Origin of the sequence: Zhenhengia sp. (assembly GCF_046966505.1) — a bacterium.
In the GTDB taxonomy this organism is placed as follows: domain Bacteria; phylum Bacillota; class Clostridia; order Lachnospirales; family Cellulosilyticaceae; genus Zhenhengia; species Zhenhengia yiwuensis.
Genome location: NZ_JBKVCH010000013.1, coordinates 21,128 through 36,547, shown reverse-complemented (window position 1 = coordinate 36,547; position 15,420 = coordinate 21,128). Strand labels below are relative to the sequence as shown.

Below are 15,420 nucleotides of genomic sequence, written 5' to 3'. Positions count from 1 at the left end.
ATTTAGAGGTAGGATAGATACAATAATATCAATCAAATTAAACAAAATAAGGAGTAGAAAATGAAAAAACACATACATAAGCTTATTGTAGGTCTATTAATAGGGACAATGGTATTTGGGGTGACAGGATGTAGCAGTAATGTGAAAGATGAAAAGGGTAGTGTAAGTCAAAGCGTTCCAATGGGCCGTTATATAGAGGAAACTATAGAAATGCCTAAAGAGATAAAGTTTTTAATCGATTATAAAATCAATAAGGATGGCACAATGGAGCTTTATGGTTATGATTCTGGAAATCAAGTCGTTGCCTATACTTCAAAAGATGGACAAAGCTGGGAAAGTAAAGAGAGTGCATGGTTAAATGACCTTATAAGTGCAGGAAATCAGCTAGTGGCAATCACTTCAAATGAAGAAGGGGACTATTACGTTCTGTATTATAACCAGGACTTTAAAACCTGTATAGGAAAATTATCAGAGAATAATAAGGTAGAAGAAATCCCTTATGAACTAGATGAGAGTAGCTATATCTCAACTATCAAGGTGGATGAAGAGGGAAGAATCTTTGTAGGTATGAATAATGGTGTAGCAAGAATCAATGAAGCAGATGGAAGTGTGATAGCTGAATATAGTGTAGCAGGAACAGAGGGTGAATTTGTAGTCGCGAACAACCAATTAATGGTAATAGATACCCAGCACGGAGGTCTTGTAGCCTTTAACTTAGAATCGGGTGATGAGGAGAACTTTATTCCTTATGAGGGAACGCTGTGGGGAAGCAAGCTTTTAAGTAATGATGAAGGAAGTGTCTATATTGTTAATGCAGAGGGCGTAAGTAGGCTAGTACCAGGCGGTAGTATTTGGGAGAATGTGATTGAAAGCAGTACAAGTTCATTTGGGACACCCTCTCTATTTGTAAGACAAGTAGCCATGAAAGGTAATGATGAATTTAATGTAGTTTTTAGCGACATAGAAGGGACTTATACACTTTTAAACTATCATTTTGATCCTAGTGTACCAGTTAGACCAACAACAGAAGTGAATTTATATATGTTAGAGGATAATAAAACGATCAGACAAGCAGTAGCAGAGTATCAGCGCCAAAACCAAGAAGTATTTATTAATATACAAGTAGGGATTAGGGAAGGCGATAGTATAACAAAGTCTGATGCCATCCGTACGCTTAACACACAACTTCTAGCAGGGAAAGGGCCGGACATCTTAGTGCTTGATGGACTTCCAATACAATCTTATATGGATAAGGGTGTACTTTTAGATATGAGCGATTGGGTAGATGGTATGAGAGATAGTGGTCAGTGGCTAGAAAATATTACAGAGGCATATAGACAAGAAGATGGTACGATTTATGCACTACCAACACGCTTTAGCATCCCAACTCTATGGGGGAATAAAGAGCTTGTAAATGAAGTCGATTCACTAGAAGGACTTGCAGTTTGGGCTAAGGAAAATCCAGATAAGCAAGTACTCTATAATAGGACGTCAGAAGATCTTATTAAGAAGTTTTATAGTATTACAGCACACCAGTGGATGGATGAAAAAGGACAAATTAAAGAAGATGCCTTTGTAACATTCCTAGAGTCTATTAAAACATTAGTAGATCAAGGTGTTGGAGGTGAAGAATCCAGTATGGATACATCATCAGGAAGCATGGGTATAGAGTTTAACAATCCGGATGATCCTGCAATTAAGGAGAGCGTTGAAAATACGTTATCAACAGAATATATGGCTCATAAGGATGTTGAATTGCATTTAACAGAAGTTCAAGGTTTCGGAGATATTCCATATTTAAACTCAGCTATTATGCAAAGGGGAGATGGAGACTTTGGAGTGGCTCTAGATAGGGATGGCGGCGTATACAGCCCGATAGGCATTATAGGGATTAATGCAAATAGTAAAAATCAAGATATTGCAAGAGATATTGTAAAGCTTGCTATGTCTAAAGAGGTTCAAAAAGTAGATCTATATGAGGGGCTTCCTATTGATAAAGAGGCACTAGAAGAACAAGCCACACTAGATAAAGATTCAATGATGGTCTCAGCAATGCCAATGGCTATTGAAAAGCCTATACAGATGCAACCTGCCACACAAGAGTCTTACACAAAACTAAAAGAACAAGTAAATAAGCTAAAGATTCCAGCAATGACAGATGAAGTGCTTATGAATCTTATTATAGAAGAGACGAAAGGATACTTTAATGGCGAGAAAACAGCAAGTGAAGCTGCCACAGCAGCAGCAAAACGTACAAGAGCCTATTTGGCAGAGTAAAGTAAAGAGCGACTTAAAAGTTGCTCTTTGCTTTATGCTACCAAGTCTTGTAGGTGTAATAATTTTTATTTTTATCCCTTTTATAGATGTAATACGTAGATCCTTCTTTGGCGCTATGAGTGGTGAGTTTGTAGGACTTAAAAATTATATGAGTATCTTCCAAAACGATGCTTTTAAACTAGCTGGGATGAATACTTTAAAATTTACATTTATTTGTATTCCTTTGCTCGTTATTGTCTCTTTAGGATTAGCTCTTTTAATTAATACGCTTGAAAAGAAAGCACAATTGTTTAAGATGACTTTCCTCTTGCCTATGGCTATTCCTGTAGCTTCGGTAGTACTTCTATGGCAAATCCTTTTTCATCAAAATGGGCTTTTAAGTAGTGGGATTATAGCACTTGGCGGGCAAAGAGTGGACTGGATGAAGACAGATTGGGCTTTCTGGATTCTTGTTGCAAGTTATTTATGGCGTAACATTGGGTATGATATGGTACTTTGGCTAGCAGGACTTAGTACCATTTCACCAGCAATATATGAGGCAGCAAAGGTAGATGGTGCAAGTAGCTGGCAGCAATTTACAAAGATTACAATACCTCAGCTTTTACCAACTTTATTTACTATAGTCGTATTGTCACTGCTTAACTCTTTTAAAGTATTTAGGGAGGCCTACCTCATTGCAGGGGATTATCCACATGATAGTATGTATATGCTTCAGCATTTATTTAACAATTGGTTTGTGTCCTTAGACATTGATAAATTATCAGCAGCAGCTACCATAGTTGCAGGGGTTATTTTGATATTGATTTTACTATTGCAAAGAACTTGGGAAGGGGATGAGGACTAATGAAAAAATATATACCTATAACGCTAGTCAGTTTCCTAGCACTTATTGTGTGGTTACCTTTATGGATGCTTATAAGTGGTTCACTTATGCCTATTGATGAGATTAAGGCATACTTTGGGCCAGTACTTTTAGGAAGTTCAGGTATTGCAAAATGGCCGCTTATTCCAGATTATCCAACACTTAGACCTTATGTAGAATTATTATTAGACTCTCCAGAGTTTTTTGCGATGTTTTGGAATTCTATTAAGATTGTTGTACCCGTTTTAATAGGACAGGTATGCTTTGGGATGCCAGCAGCATGGGCTTTTGCAAGATTTAAGTTCCCATGTAAAAAATTTCTTTTTACACTTTATATAGCCCTTATGCTTATGCCTTTTCAGGTAACTATGGTACCGAACTACTTGGTACTTGATCAAATGAATTTACTTAATACAAGAGAAGGCATTATATTACCACTTGTCTTTTCTACATTTCCCGTATTTATTATGTATCGTTTTTTTAGCTCTATACCAGAAACGATGATAGAAGCTATCAAAATAGACGGAGCAGGGCACTTTAGAGCCTTTCTACATATAGGATTGCCACTAGGTACACCTGGTATTATATCTGCTCTTGTACTAGGATTTTTAGAGTACTGGAATATGATAGAGCAGCCTCTTACATTTATACAAGATAAATCTTTATGGCCATTATCATTGTATTTGCCACAGATTGCCGTAGATCAGCTAAGCGTTTCTATAGTGGCATCCGTAATGATGCTTATTCCCGCCCTTTTAGTCTTCTTATGGGGACAAAACGATTTAGAGGCAGGGATTCGTGTAGCTGGACTTAAAGAGTAATGTTGAAAGGAGAAGGTTTGAATTAATGAATATAAATTTAGAAAATAGGCTTAAAAAAGAACTTCCTCCTCCAAAAGAGGAGAGGGATAAAGTGAAGCAAATCGCTATAAAGGCATTAGGTGGCTTCCTCATTATTATGGTGGCGCTTACAGGGCTTTCAAGGTCTGCTGATGCCATTACAACACCGCAGGTCGTAGCAGAAAGACCAAAAGGTGGGCGTATTGATCAAAAGGTAGAAGTAAGCGGTACCCTCAAAGCGAGAGATGAAGAGAGTATGGAAGTGGGGGAAGGACTCCTTGTGAAAAACGTATTTGTAGAAGAGGGGGAGCATGTTCAAAAAGGAGATGTTCTTTTAGAATTAGATGCCAAAGAGATAAAAGAGAAGCTAGAGACTGCAGAGGGTGATTTAAAGAAGTTACAACTTAGGTTAGAACAGCTTGGTCTAAACAAAGACTTTACAGCAAATCATTCACCTATGGAAACAGCTAAGAAAACATTAACAGAACTTGAAAAAGATAAAATAGAGCTTGTGAAAAAAGAAGATATTCAAGTAGAACGTGCAAAAGAGAAAGTAAGAGAAGCTGAAGAAGACTTAAAGGAAGCAGAAGCCAACTTTGCTACTTTCCAAGAAGAGAGCTTAGAAGAACAACTTACAGAAGCAAAAGAAGCAGAAAAAGAAGCACAAAAGTATTTAAATGATCAAAAATATGAAAAGGATAAGGCCCTAAAACGAGCTCAGCAAACAGTAGACGAAGCTAAAGAAAATCTCTGGCTCTTAGGAGGAGGAGAGGCAACAGCTGCATTGCAAGCATTAGAACGTGCCGAGATGGAGTATGAAATTACAAAATCAGACTGGGAACGTACGCTAAAAGCTGCTGAAGAATCCCTTCAAAAAGCTAAAGAAAGGATACAAAAACTTGAAAACGGCGAGATAGATGATGAGCTCTTTAAGCAAGAGGAGGAAAAGGTTAAGGTAGCAAGAAATCAAGTTAAAGAGCAAGAACGCTTATTAGAAGATACAATAGTAAGCAGAGAAGATGCAATAGCGGACCTAGATAGAAAAATAGAAGATGCGAAAAAAGACCTAGTAAAAGCAGAAAGTGAAGAAGAAAATCTAGCACTTAATAAAGAACAAGATCTTCAAAAAGAAAGCATTGAGAAAGAGCTTATGCAGTTAGATATAGAAGCAAAGAAAAGAGAGATTGCTAGATTGCAAAAGGCTACGGAAGAAGGTGGTCAATTAAAAGCACCATCCGCAGGTATTATTGGAGAAGTAAAGGTTAAAAAAGGTGATACGACAACACAAGGGGATCTTCTTGTATTTGTTAGAGATACAAGTGAATATATACTTGAAGCGCATTTAAGTAAGGAAGAAGCTGAGTATATTCAAATAGGAGATCAAGTACAAGTTACCCTGGAAGGAGAGAAAACACCTCTAGAAAATACAGTAGTAGAAAATATTGTACGCGTACAAGGAGATACAGACGGTAAGAAGAAAGTAAGTATTAGCGTGCCAAAAGGTGAACCAGGGATGCGTGCTACACTGAAAGTAACTAAAGAATCTGACAAGTACCGTTACATTCTACCTATTGAAGCGTTAAAAGAAGACAATGGAAGTCAATATATCCTGGTAGCAAAGCAGCAAACGACAACTCTGGGTGAACAAATCCTCGCTGAAAGAGTTGATGTGATGGTACGAGATAAGAATCAAAGTAGTGTAGCTGTAGAAGGCCCACTCAGTGTAGAAGATAGAGTCATTATAAGAAGCAATAAACCTATTTTAGCAGGCGATAGAGTCCGCCTGGTTGAACAATGATGAGGGCGTATAAGCGCATTGTTTCATATGTACTTGTTGTATTTATAACCCTATTTGCATGGAGTATATGTCTAATAAATGCGCAGAAAATACAAGCATTAGAAGATGTCGTAGAACTTCGCTATGATAGAGAAAAGCTGGATGTTAGGACTATGAAGAACCTTCAAAAAGGAGAAAGCGAAAGTAGTGAAAAAATCGTAAAAAGTTTTATAGCATGGGAGCAAAGCCCTAAAGAAGATTTAAGGAATAAAGAACTTGCTAAAAATGTAACAGGAGAAGTTGTTAAAGTATATGGTAACCTAACCATGCTGTTTCCTGTAGAAAAACTACAAGGACAAACACTCTATGAAGGTGATAGGGAAGGTACAATCATAAGTGAAGGTGTAGCCTATAGCTTGTGGGGAAGTACCGATGTTGTAGGTCAAAGTCTTATAGTAGGGGATAAGGCGTATGTGGTAAGAGGTGTACTTAAAGAAAAAAGTAATAGAATCATCACCCAAGCAGATATGGCAGATAAAGAAACAAAGTTTAGTGCGCTGAGGGTACAACTTGTAGATAAAGAAAATGTAGAAGGGGTGATAAGTACATTAAAATTTAAATATAACTTGCCTGAAAGCCTACTAAGAAACTTATCTTTAACGAGCATTTTATTAAGTGGACTAGCACTTTTACCAGGTTATCTATTAGGATTTTATGGGCTTATTAAACTGTATAAATTCATCTATAGTACCCATAGATACTGGGTATCAGCTATTCTTTTAAGTATTATAGCACTAGGTTTAACCTGGATAACAATAGAGATGATGCAGCTTATAACCTACATACCTTCTTATATTATTCCAAATAAATGGTCAGACTTTACATTCTGGTCAAAACTCATAGATGGATTCATAGAAAATAGCAGACAGTTACAGGCCTTGCCTGCTTTAATAGGAGATGGATGGTATAACGGAATAAAAGCCATGATAGTAGGAGGTTTTAGCATAACTTGTATAGGGATGCTAGCCTTTAGTAAAATAGCTAAAGTAGAAGAGGGTAAGACATTGTTCTATAGTACTTTAGGTGCTATTATGCTGAGTTTTATAACTATTATGTTAGTCTATCGCTTAGAAGGGCAAGTAACGATGATTGAGGCCTTCTGGGGTGTAATGCCTATGTATCTCCTGATTACATTTATTATTAATAAGTGGACTAAATTGTTAAGTTAATTTATTGGTTTTTAAGATAAAAAGCCTTGCACTATTCGTCTAGTGTAAGGCTTTTTTAGATTTATAAGATAAGGGAACTTTATTGTTTGCTTTTAGTGTAGAGCTGCTTAGTCTTGAAGCCTTGCTTTAAGATTTCTGCCATCTCTATTAAGCGTTTATCAATAGTGTTTTGCGTTCTAGCACTATAGACGTAACGTGCCCAATCTCTTTGATAGCCTGGGGTCAGTGCCACGTAGCGTTCAAGAATTTCAGGTTGGTTTTGGAAATAGACCTTTAAATCTGTAACTTTATCTTTATAATCATCTACACACTGACTAGGTTTAGTGGATTTTTTTAATGCTTTTTTGAGATGTCTTAAGCCACAGACTGTAAAAGTATCATTAAAAGCGACCATTCTTGAAAATTTTAATAAACTTTCTTTGAAATAGCCATCTTCATCCATAGGGAGTGTCATAATACTGTCTCTATGGATAAAGGTATCATAGTGTTTGTTACCTTTTTTAGGATAGACCAGATAAAGGTAGCCTCCCTCTGCTAGTAGATTTTGCTCTACAACCTTATCAATAGCTTTTTCAAATTCCTCTAAAGAAAATACAAAGGAAAATATACAATCATATTGGGTTTGTTGTACCTTATAATCTGCAAAAATATCTTGTAGCTCTGTAACTGTAGGGGGTACATTTAAGAATAATCTGTTTTTATAGTTTTCAATTTTTAATTTATCTAATACTGTTTTTACTTGTGTCATAAGTGTATATCCTCATTTATTGTTAGAAATATTTTTCTTAATACGACCATAACATTAGAAATAAGAATAAGCAATCTATACGAAGAAAAATAATAATTTATCAATATAGATTTCGGAATAATACAAAAGATTATTAGTGTTATGATATAATCACTACTAAAGGTTGCTAAAGAAAATTTGTGTTTATTTTTAGAAGGGAGGCAAAGATGAGAGTACAAGTTGTAGATTACAATAAAGAATGGAAAATGATGTATGAGCAAGAGGCTAAGGCCATTGAACATATTCTAGGGGATTTGCTTGTTGAAGTGCATCATATTGGCAGCACATCTGTTGAGGGATTAAAGGCAAAACCAATTATTGATATCATGCCTGTAGTTAAAAAGATTGAAGAAGTGGATGGGTTTAACTTGGAATTCGAAAAAATAGGCTATGAGTGCATGGGTGAGTTCGGAATAAAAGGACGAAGATACTTTAGAAAAGGTAAAGATGAACGCACACACCAAGTACATATCTTTGAGGAGAGTAATGCGGAAAATATCAAGAGGCATCTGGCAGTACGTGATTATCTAAGAGTACATGATGACGTAGCCTTAGAATATGGTAAGTTAAAAGAAACTCTAGCATTAACATATCCAAATGATATAGAAGCCTATTGCGATGGAAAAGATGATTTTGTAAAGAAGATGGAACGTGATGCACTTAGGTGGAAAGAGCAAAATAGAAAGATGCATAGGCCTAAAGCTATTTTATTTGATGCAGGGGATACACTGATAGAATATATAGAAGCTGAGCCGTTAGAAGGAACCAAAGCTTTATTAGAGAAAGCTCATAATCCAGACCAAGTAACGGCAGAAGAAATACAAACTTATGCTATAGAAATGGGAGAGGCTTTTAATGAATCAAGAGAGCAGACAGGGATTGAATACAGTATGAGAAGTTTTCAACGCTTTCTTTATGAAATGCACAGTATTTCCTTTGAGCTAGACCCTATACAAATGGAAAATATCTTTAACCAATCAGCTTTTAAAGGAATGGCTATGGAAGGTGTACTAGAGTTTTTAGATTATCTAGAAAAGCAGGGGATTAGGAAGGCCATATTAAGCAACTCATCCTTTTCAGAAGAAGCTATAAGGGAAGAGTTAAGAGCATATGACATTGATGATAGTCGGTTTGAATTTGTTATTTCAACAAGTGAATATGGCTTTAGAAAACCAAATAAAAGAATTTTTGAATTGGCGCTTAAAAAACTTAACTTAAAATCAGAGGAAGTATGGTACATAGGTAATAGTTTTAAATATGATGTGATAGGTGCACAAAATGCAGGGATTTACCCTATTTGGTTTAATAAGCAAGAGAAGGTTGAAGTCTATGAACCTTCAAAAGTACTAGAAATTAAAACTTATAAAGCATTAATAGACAGATTAGAAGAGCGTAGATTTAAATGATGTAATCATTTGTGGTATCAGTTTTTATAAATGCAATTATTTCTACCAATACGAGTTCAAAAACCTTGTTGGCATACCTTGTGTAGATAAGTTTTTGCTTACTAGCATCATATTCAATTGTAGCATTTTATTATAACCAAATATTTGGATAATACATTTGAAAAACATATGCTAAATGACATTATGCATTTAAAATGTTATCTTAATCCTGTATACTCTAGAAAAAAGGGAAATAAGCATTTTATGCATAAAAACTTTACTAAAAACAGATAAAATAGATACAAGACTAAATAAAATGAGGAATGAATAGATGAAAAGAAAGTATTTAGATGGAAGTAATTGGGCTTGGCTTGCTGAGCGTTCTTACAAATGGATATATGTAGATGGTGAATGGAAGGGGTATGCTTCCTTAGTTAAAATGGGTTCTGTCAAAAGAAAATTAAAAGCACATTATAATGCAGAAGTATGCTTATGTGATGATGGCTATAAGGGCATAATCTTTTTGCCGGACAATGAGACTTGGTGTGTAACAGCTATTTATAATAGACATAATGAAATTGTAGAGTGGTACTTTGATATGACTAAAGAAAATGGGGTAGATGAAAGAAACATACCTTATTTTGAAGACTTATATTTAGATGTTATTGTAGCACCTGATTTTAGTGTGCACTTAATAGATGAAGATGAACTGCAAGAAGCGCTTGATGAAGGGACTATCACAAAGGAAGAATATGATTTGGCGTATAGAACTTATGAAAAATTAGTTGAAGAAGTGATTAGAGATGAGGAGTTTCTTACTGTATTTTTACCACATTACTTAGAAGTCTTAGATCATTAAAAGTAGGAACTTTTTTTGTAATCATACGTCTCATTATTAGAGTAAGTTGAATGTTTAATCAATGGGGGTAGATAATAATGAAGAAGAGTTTGATATGGACATTAGTGGCGTTTGTAGCATTCTCAAGTATAAACTTATATGCAAGTGAACCAACTAATGAGATTATACCTCTTGCAGACCAAGGAGTATCCACTCATGTTATTAATAGGAATATACCTATTACAAAGGCTGAGTTTATTACAGTGATTTTACAAGCAGTGAATGATAAGAATCAATTGCCACCTATTATGGATACACATTATGCTTTACCAGCTATGGAAAGGGCAGAAAAACTAGGTATTATTGAGCTTAAAGACTATCCTATGGAAACTTGGTCAGAAATGATATCTCATGAAGAAAAGAGTGCCATAATTTCTAAAGCTGCAGCAAATAAAGAGATAGATATGGAGAAGGTGTACAAAGCACTGAGTGAAGTACTCATTGAAAAAGTGACTGTAGATGGTGAGACAGTAGACTTAGGTCATAATCTACCTAGTCATTATATGGGCCAGGTTATGTTACCTTTAAGAAATATAGCAGAGGCTATGGGTTTTGAAGTGGAATGGGATGCAGCCACATACACTGCAACATTAAATAATGGAAGTATAGAGTCTAAGGTACAAATTGGGTTTGATTCCTATTTGTATAAAAGTGTTAATGCAATAGGTATGTCAGCACCTTTTAGTGTGGGCGTAGCGCCTAAGCTTATAGATGGAAGTGTCTATGTCCCAAGTGAATATTTTTCTATGTTTGCGGATTGTACGATTTCCGACTGGACTATGCATTTTATAAATAAAAGTAGAGAATAACCTTTAGATTAGAGAATTTAATAAAAAATTTGAGTTCAGAATAGTAAGCCTATTATAAAATATGCTATACTTGTATATATATAAGGCGAGAAGAGGATAGAGGACCTCAGCAGAATAATAAAATAGTTAGAACATAAATAGCCTTTAAGAGTATAACTCTTAAAGGCTATTTTCTTAGTGAATTTAAAGGAGAGCATAAAATGAAAATAGAAAAACTTAAAAGAGAAAATAAACAGTGAATACATGAAGGGGCAGAGCTTCTTGTAGTATGTTTTGAACATGCATGGGATACAAAGGAAGAAGCCTTAGAAGAGATGGAGAAATTTGTCTAAGAAGAAAGGATTGCTCTCGTAGCAGTAGAACCATCTTATCAGTCAAAGGGAATAGGGACAAAGCTTGTTGCAGCTTTAGAAGAAGAAGTCTATAAGCAAGGCGGCATTATGATTTATCTTGGAACAGATGATGAAGACGGTAAGACAAGCTTATCAGAAGGAGACCTTTTTGAAGATACTTATGAAAAGATTAAAAATATCCGTAATCTAGATCGCCATCCTTATGCTTTTTATGAGAAGCAAGGCTACAAAATAGTAGGAGTATTCCCTGATGCAAATGGATTTGGCAAACCAGATATTTGGATGGCTAAGAGGATAAGAGATAAATAGGGGGAAGAACTTATGAAAATTGAATTTGGTACAGAGGATACGAAAAAGCATATTATAAGCCAATATCCTTATACGGCTGGGGTGTTATCAGATGGAGGGAGTCTAATTGTCGCTAAAGACGAGAAGGAGCAGATAATAGGATTTTTATGGAGTTTTAGAAGGCAGATTGAAGCCCCAGTTGGAGAAAAAATAGAAGATTTTATTAATGTAATAGAGGTTTTCGAAGGGCATCAATGTAAAGGGATTGGGAGTGCATTGGTACAGAAATGTATTGAAAAAGCAACCAGTGAGGGCGTTTATCAAGTAAGAGCTTATTGTGATATTCATAATAGGGCATCACATCTATTATGGGCTAAAAATAGATTTGGGATTTCACCAATTAAGATGCATGATGGGAGCATATGTGGTTCCTTTGTTACCTTTGTAATCTAAATACATAATAGATAGATATTTTATTCCATAAGAAGAGGATGAGGTGAGAAAACTGATAGTAGTCAAGCAATTAAGTTTAAAATATAGTGATGAACTAGCAGAAATATTAAGCACGGATAAGAAATTACATAAAGAATTATCTCCTAATTCTAAGCTGACAACAATTAATGGTTTAGAGTATGTACAAGGATGCACAAAATGGGAGACTAAAAAGAGAGGAAGATGTTTTGCAATAGTAAAAAATGATAGGGCAGTAGGATCTATATCTTTTGTACATAAAGATGATGAAATAGCTAGTCTTGGATATTGGATAAAAAGTGATGCATGGGGACAAGGTATTTGCACACAAGCTTTTAAGCAAATGTTGCTAATAGTAAAAGAGCTGGGATATGCATCTGTAACAGCCAGTATACTGAAAGAAAATATTGCATCGAAGAAAATATGGGAAAAGTATAATGCAACTTTTAAGGAAGATGATGAAAGATATTATCCGATTATTAAACTATCATAGGGATTAATACTTAGTGAACTAGATAGTTACTTTATAGGAAGGAAGTAGATGCATTGGTAGATAAAACATTTGGAGAAAAAGTTGAAGGTAATGCTTATTACGATAGATTAGGTGCATACTTAATTTGTATAGATGGGGATAAAGTAGCGGTTGTAAAAATGCCTAAAGGTTATTTTTTGCTTGGTGGAGGCTTAGAGGGTAACGAAAATCATATGGATTGTATAAAGCGAGAGATTCTTGAAGAAACAGGTTTTACTGCTAATGTGCATTCCTATATATGTTCTGCAGAAGAGTATTGGCTACATAAGGAATTAGGGTATTTTCATCCCGTACAGTATTACTATTATGGTGAGCTTGGAGAAAAGATTGTAGAACCCGTAGAAATAGACCATAAACTTGAATGGATTTCAATAGAAGATATAGAAACAAAAATGTATATAAAGGCACAAGGATGGGCGATAAAGAATTTTTTAGAGAATTATAGAAAATAGGATGTTACAATGAAGTTTATCAAAACGAATGAAGTAGGATAAAAGAAAATGGAGGGGCATATGATAGAAGTTAAATTTTATGAAGAAGTAGCAGATGAGCTTTTAGAGTTTGCAGTTATTGTTTCAAGATATCAAGATAAGTGGGTATATTGCAAGCATAGGGAAAGAGATACCTTAGAGGTGCCCGGAGGGCATAGAGAAGAAGGCGAAGATATCTTTGATACGGCAGAGAGAACTTTATGAGGAAACGGGGGCACTTGGTTTTAAATTAAAGGATATGGGCATTTACTCTGTTATCAATAAGGGAAAGGAAACCTTTGGAAGATTATACTTTGCCAATATAGAGGAATTTACTGACTTACCTCCATCAGAAATAGAAAAAGTAGTCTTATGTGAGGAGATGCCCAAGGCACTAACTTATCCACTTATTCATCCTAAACTTGTAGATTATGTGAGGCAAAAGCTGAAAGAAGAATACTTACTGCTAGAAGAAGAAACAGCTATCAATAAGCAGGTTGTTATAAGAGGGGTGGAAATACAGTTATTAAGTATAGTAAAAGAAGAAGGTACAAGAAAATTACTTATGTTGTACCAAGAAGGACAAGCGGAAAAGAGCAGTATACATAGAAAAGACTATAAGACTAACCGTGAAAAAATGATAGAGAGGTTGCAGAATGAGCCTATGTATGGCCTAAACAATTTGTATATTAAAGCTATAAAGTTTGCGGGTCAAGAATTCATGATGGAAGGAAGTTCAGCAAGAAGGTTAATGTATTACCATGAAAGTGATTATGAGACCTATACGTACTTTAAAGAGAAAGGCCTTATACCTAAGGAATGGTTAGAGGGTTCTATGGAAGAGCTTATATTAAGTGAGTATAGATTAGAAAGTGATACAGAGCTTCCAGTAGATAATCTAAATAAACTTATGCCTATGATTTTGAATGTGGACGAGTCTCATTATACTGTTCGTATAGAACATCCTTTTAGGATAAAGATAGGTAAGGCGGAGCCGAATACGAGGATTCAGTACTTTGACGAAGCGACAGGAAAGAAGCGCGCTTTCTATATAGATGAAGTTGAAAAGTGCTATTATTATGATGAAGGTTTACAAAGGCTAGAAGAAATATTGCAAAATATTGAGCCAGCGGAGCGAGAGCACTTTAAAGAAGAGTACATAAAGCATTTGGAGGAGGTTTGTCCACCAGATAAAGCTTTAATTTTATTACATTATGAGACAGAAGATGGGGAACAGCTTAACTTTTTCCTTAAAGAATATTTAGAGGCAGAACCTGAGCATAGAATGTATTCAGGCAGTGTAGGTTTTGTATGTAAGGGGAATGGTCTTAATGGGTATCCTGTGCGCATAGAACTCCTTAAGACTGTAGAGAAAGATTTTGATGAAGCTTTAGAAGTTGAACTATTTTCAAGATATATCATCATACCAGAAGAAAGCATTTTGATAGATTAGGAGAACATAATGATTATATGGATTAATGGTGCATTTGGATCGGGTAAGACACAAACAGCTTTTGAACTTAAGAGGCATTTACAAGATGCCTTTGTCTATGACCCAGAAAATATAGGTTATTTTATAAGAGAAAATATACCAGAGCAGGTTAAGCAAAGTGATTTTCAAGATTACCCTATGTGGCGTGATTTTAATTATAAAATGTTAAAGTATATGGATGAAGTTTATAGAGGACCAGTAATTGTGCCTATGACAATCAGCAATAAGCAATACTATGATGAATTAATTAGTAAGCTAAGATTAGAGCAAGTAGAGGTACATCACTATATTTTATATGCAAATAAAAGTACGCTTTTAAAACGATTAAGAAAGCGCCTTGAGTATGAAACAAGCTGGGCAGCACAGCAGATAGATAGGTGTTTAGTAGCTTTTCAGAATGAGATTACAGAAGGCATTATTCAGACGGATGCTATGACTATTGATGAAGTAGTATTAGAGATTGCTAGAAGAAGTAACTTAACCTTAGTGCCAGACAGAAGGAGTGCTATAAAGAAAAAGTTAGATAGAATTTATACAATGATTAAACATATAAGATAGTGAGAAAGATATATGCAGGCTAAAGTGAAAGAGTGGAGTTATAAATAAAAATGTACAAAAAGCATACCTAAGCCGTCTCCCCCTTAATTAAAATAGACGAGCCTAAGTATGCTTTTTGTTTGTGTGGCAAAATATAGTTTAAACGCAAGAGATTTATTCATGAGGTATATCAAGTAGGTAGATAGGTCATAGCGGAAGATATTACCTCGCTATGGGAGTGCGGATTAGGCGCTATAGGTGAAAGGGATACCAGTGTATGTATCACTGCAAGGGGCTAAGTCTGCCTGCCATAGGTAGGAGTTACCGTAAGCGTAGCCTAAAGTACCATATTGATAGGTAATTAGAATATTTCTCGTATCTACTTAGTTGCCACCACTAAGTAGTGCGGTGTTC

The 15,420-nt window shown here is 35.3% G+C and carries 16 protein-coding genes; 15 read left to right on the top strand and 1 reads right to left on the bottom strand.

Going from position 1 to position 15,420, the window contains the following annotated elements; all coding sequences use genetic code 11:
* Positions 1 to 60: 60 nt before the first annotated feature.
* The 5 genes from ACLTBU_RS13400 to ACLTBU_RS13380 are packed head-to-tail and all read left to right on the top strand — an operon-like array spanning position 61 to position 6,984.
* On the top strand, positions 61 to 2,277 hold the full coding sequence (locus ACLTBU_RS13400; protein ID WP_412219393.1) for an extracellular solute-binding protein: 2,217 nt from the start codon (positions 61 to 63) through the stop codon (positions 2,275 to 2,277).
* A complete protein-coding gene (locus ACLTBU_RS13395) occupies positions 2,207 to 3,121 on the top strand; it encodes a carbohydrate ABC transporter permease (RefSeq protein ID WP_412219391.1) in 915 nt (304 codons plus the stop codon). The genes ACLTBU_RS13400 and ACLTBU_RS13395 overlap by 71 nt, the downstream gene beginning before the upstream one ends.
* A complete protein-coding gene (locus ACLTBU_RS13390; protein ID WP_412219390.1) occupies positions 3,121 to 3,960 on the top strand; it encodes a carbohydrate ABC transporter permease in 840 nt (279 codons plus the stop codon). Before ACLTBU_RS13395 ends, ACLTBU_RS13390 begins: the two co-directional genes overlap by 1 nt.
* A gap of 25 nt (positions 3,961 to 3,985) precedes the next feature.
* Positions 3,986 to 5,776: a biotin/lipoyl-binding protein gene (locus ACLTBU_RS13385; protein ID WP_412219388.1), complete on the top strand. Its 1,791-nt coding sequence runs from the start codon at positions 3,986 to 3,988 to the stop codon at positions 5,774 to 5,776.
* Entirely contained in the window at positions 5,776 to 6,984 is a 1,209-nt protein-coding gene (locus ACLTBU_RS13380; RefSeq protein ID WP_412219386.1) for an ABC transporter permease, read from the top strand. The genes ACLTBU_RS13385 and ACLTBU_RS13380 overlap by 1 nt, the downstream gene beginning before the upstream one ends.
* A 79-nt stretch (positions 6,985 to 7,063) precedes the next feature.
* Here ACLTBU_RS13380 and ACLTBU_RS13375 read toward each other — a convergent pair whose 3' ends face one another.
* Positions 7,064 to 7,732, bottom strand: coding sequence for a YdeI/OmpD-associated family protein (locus tag ACLTBU_RS13375; RefSeq protein ID WP_412219383.1), 669 nt, complete (start codon positions 7,730 to 7,732; stop codon positions 7,064 to 7,066).
* 206 nt (positions 7,733 to 7,938) lie between these two features.
* On the opposite strand from ACLTBU_RS13375, the gene ACLTBU_RS13370 reads away from it, so the two are divergent.
* From ACLTBU_RS13370 to ACLTBU_RS13325, 10 genes are all read left to right on the top strand, one after another.
* Positions 7,939 to 9,177: an HAD-IA family hydrolase gene (locus ACLTBU_RS13370; RefSeq protein ID WP_412219382.1), complete on the top strand. Its 1,239-nt coding sequence runs from the start codon at positions 7,939 to 7,941 to the stop codon at positions 9,175 to 9,177.
* A gap of 310 nt (positions 9,178 to 9,487) precedes the next feature.
* The gene (locus ACLTBU_RS13365; protein ID WP_412219380.1) at positions 9,488 to 10,015 is read left to right on the top strand and encodes a DUF402 domain-containing protein; all 528 of its coding nucleotides are present in this window, start codon (positions 9,488 to 9,490) and stop codon (positions 10,013 to 10,015) included.
* Between the two features lie 77 nt (positions 10,016 to 10,092).
* Positions 10,093 to 10,863: a copper amine oxidase N-terminal domain-containing protein gene (locus ACLTBU_RS13360; RefSeq protein ID WP_412219378.1), complete on the top strand. Its 771-nt coding sequence runs from the start codon at positions 10,093 to 10,095 to the stop codon at positions 10,861 to 10,863.
* A gap of 341 nt (positions 10,864 to 11,204) precedes the next feature.
* Positions 11,205 to 11,525 carry a GNAT family N-acetyltransferase gene (locus ACLTBU_RS13355; protein WP_412219467.1) on the top strand — a complete coding sequence of 107 codons (321 nt, stop codon included), beginning with the start codon at positions 11,205 to 11,207 and terminating at the stop codon, positions 11,523 to 11,525.
* 12 nt (positions 11,526 to 11,537) lie between these two features.
* Complete coding sequence (locus tag ACLTBU_RS13350; RefSeq protein WP_412219377.1) at positions 11,538 to 11,957, top strand: GNAT family N-acetyltransferase; 420 nt, start codon at positions 11,538 to 11,540, stop codon at positions 11,955 to 11,957.
* Positions 11,958 to 12,000: 43 nt separating this feature from the next.
* Complete coding sequence (locus ACLTBU_RS13345) at positions 12,001 to 12,468, top strand: GNAT family N-acetyltransferase (RefSeq protein WP_412219375.1); 468 nt, start codon at positions 12,001 to 12,003, stop codon at positions 12,466 to 12,468.
* Between the two features lie 53 nt (positions 12,469 to 12,521).
* Entirely contained in the window at positions 12,522 to 12,959 is a 438-nt protein-coding gene (locus tag ACLTBU_RS13340) for an NUDIX domain-containing protein (RefSeq protein WP_412219373.1), read from the top strand.
* 60 nt (positions 12,960 to 13,019) lie between these two features.
* Complete coding sequence (locus ACLTBU_RS13335; RefSeq protein ID WP_412219371.1) at positions 13,020 to 13,202, top strand: DNA mismatch repair protein MutT; 183 nt, start codon at positions 13,020 to 13,022, stop codon at positions 13,200 to 13,202.
* Positions 13,177 to 14,430, top strand: a complete 1,254-nt coding sequence (locus ACLTBU_RS13330) for a hypothetical protein (protein ID WP_412219370.1) — start codon at positions 13,177 to 13,179, stop codon at positions 14,428 to 14,430. Before ACLTBU_RS13335 ends, ACLTBU_RS13330 begins: the two co-directional genes overlap by 26 nt.
* 9 nt (positions 14,431 to 14,439) lie before the next feature.
* On the top strand, positions 14,440 to 15,027 hold the full coding sequence (locus ACLTBU_RS13325; protein ID WP_412219368.1) for an AAA family ATPase: 588 nt from the start codon (positions 14,440 to 14,442) through the stop codon (positions 15,025 to 15,027).
* Positions 15,028 to 15,420 lie beyond the last annotated feature (393 nt).

Coding starts and splice junctions, on each gene's coding strand:
- ACLTBU_RS13325 (WP_412219368.1), top strand. CDS start 14,440: ATGATTATATGGATTAATGGTGCATTTGGATCGGGTAAGACACAAACA.
- ACLTBU_RS13375 (WP_412219383.1), bottom strand. CDS start 7,732: ATGACACAAGTAAAAACAGTATTAGATAAATTAAAAATTGAAAACTAT.
- ACLTBU_RS13380 (WP_412219386.1), top strand. CDS start 5,776: ATGAGGGCGTATAAGCGCATTGTTTCATATGTACTTGTTGTATTTATA.
- ACLTBU_RS13385 (WP_412219388.1), top strand. CDS start 3,986: ATGAATATAAATTTAGAAAATAGGCTTAAAAAAGAACTTCCTCCTCCA.
- ACLTBU_RS13400 (WP_412219393.1), top strand. CDS start 61: ATGAAAAAACACATACATAAGCTTATTGTAGGTCTATTAATAGGGACA.
- ACLTBU_RS13360 (WP_412219378.1), top strand. CDS start 10,093: ATGAAGAAGAGTTTGATATGGACATTAGTGGCGTTTGTAGCATTCTCA.
- ACLTBU_RS13350 (WP_412219377.1), top strand. CDS start 11,538: ATGAAAATTGAATTTGGTACAGAGGATACGAAAAAGCATATTATAAGC.
- ACLTBU_RS13390 (WP_412219390.1), top strand. CDS start 3,121: ATGAAAAAATATATACCTATAACGCTAGTCAGTTTCCTAGCACTTATT.
- ACLTBU_RS13365 (WP_412219380.1), top strand. CDS start 9,488: ATGAAAAGAAAGTATTTAGATGGAAGTAATTGGGCTTGGCTTGCTGAG.
- ACLTBU_RS13370 (WP_412219382.1), top strand. CDS start 7,939: ATGAGAGTACAAGTTGTAGATTACAATAAAGAATGGAAAATGATGTAT.
- ACLTBU_RS13395 (WP_412219391.1), top strand. CDS start 2,207: ATGGCGAGAAAACAGCAAGTGAAGCTGCCACAGCAGCAGCAAAACGTA.
- ACLTBU_RS13335 (WP_412219371.1), top strand. CDS start 13,020: ATGATAGAAGTTAAATTTTATGAAGAAGTAGCAGATGAGCTTTTAGAG.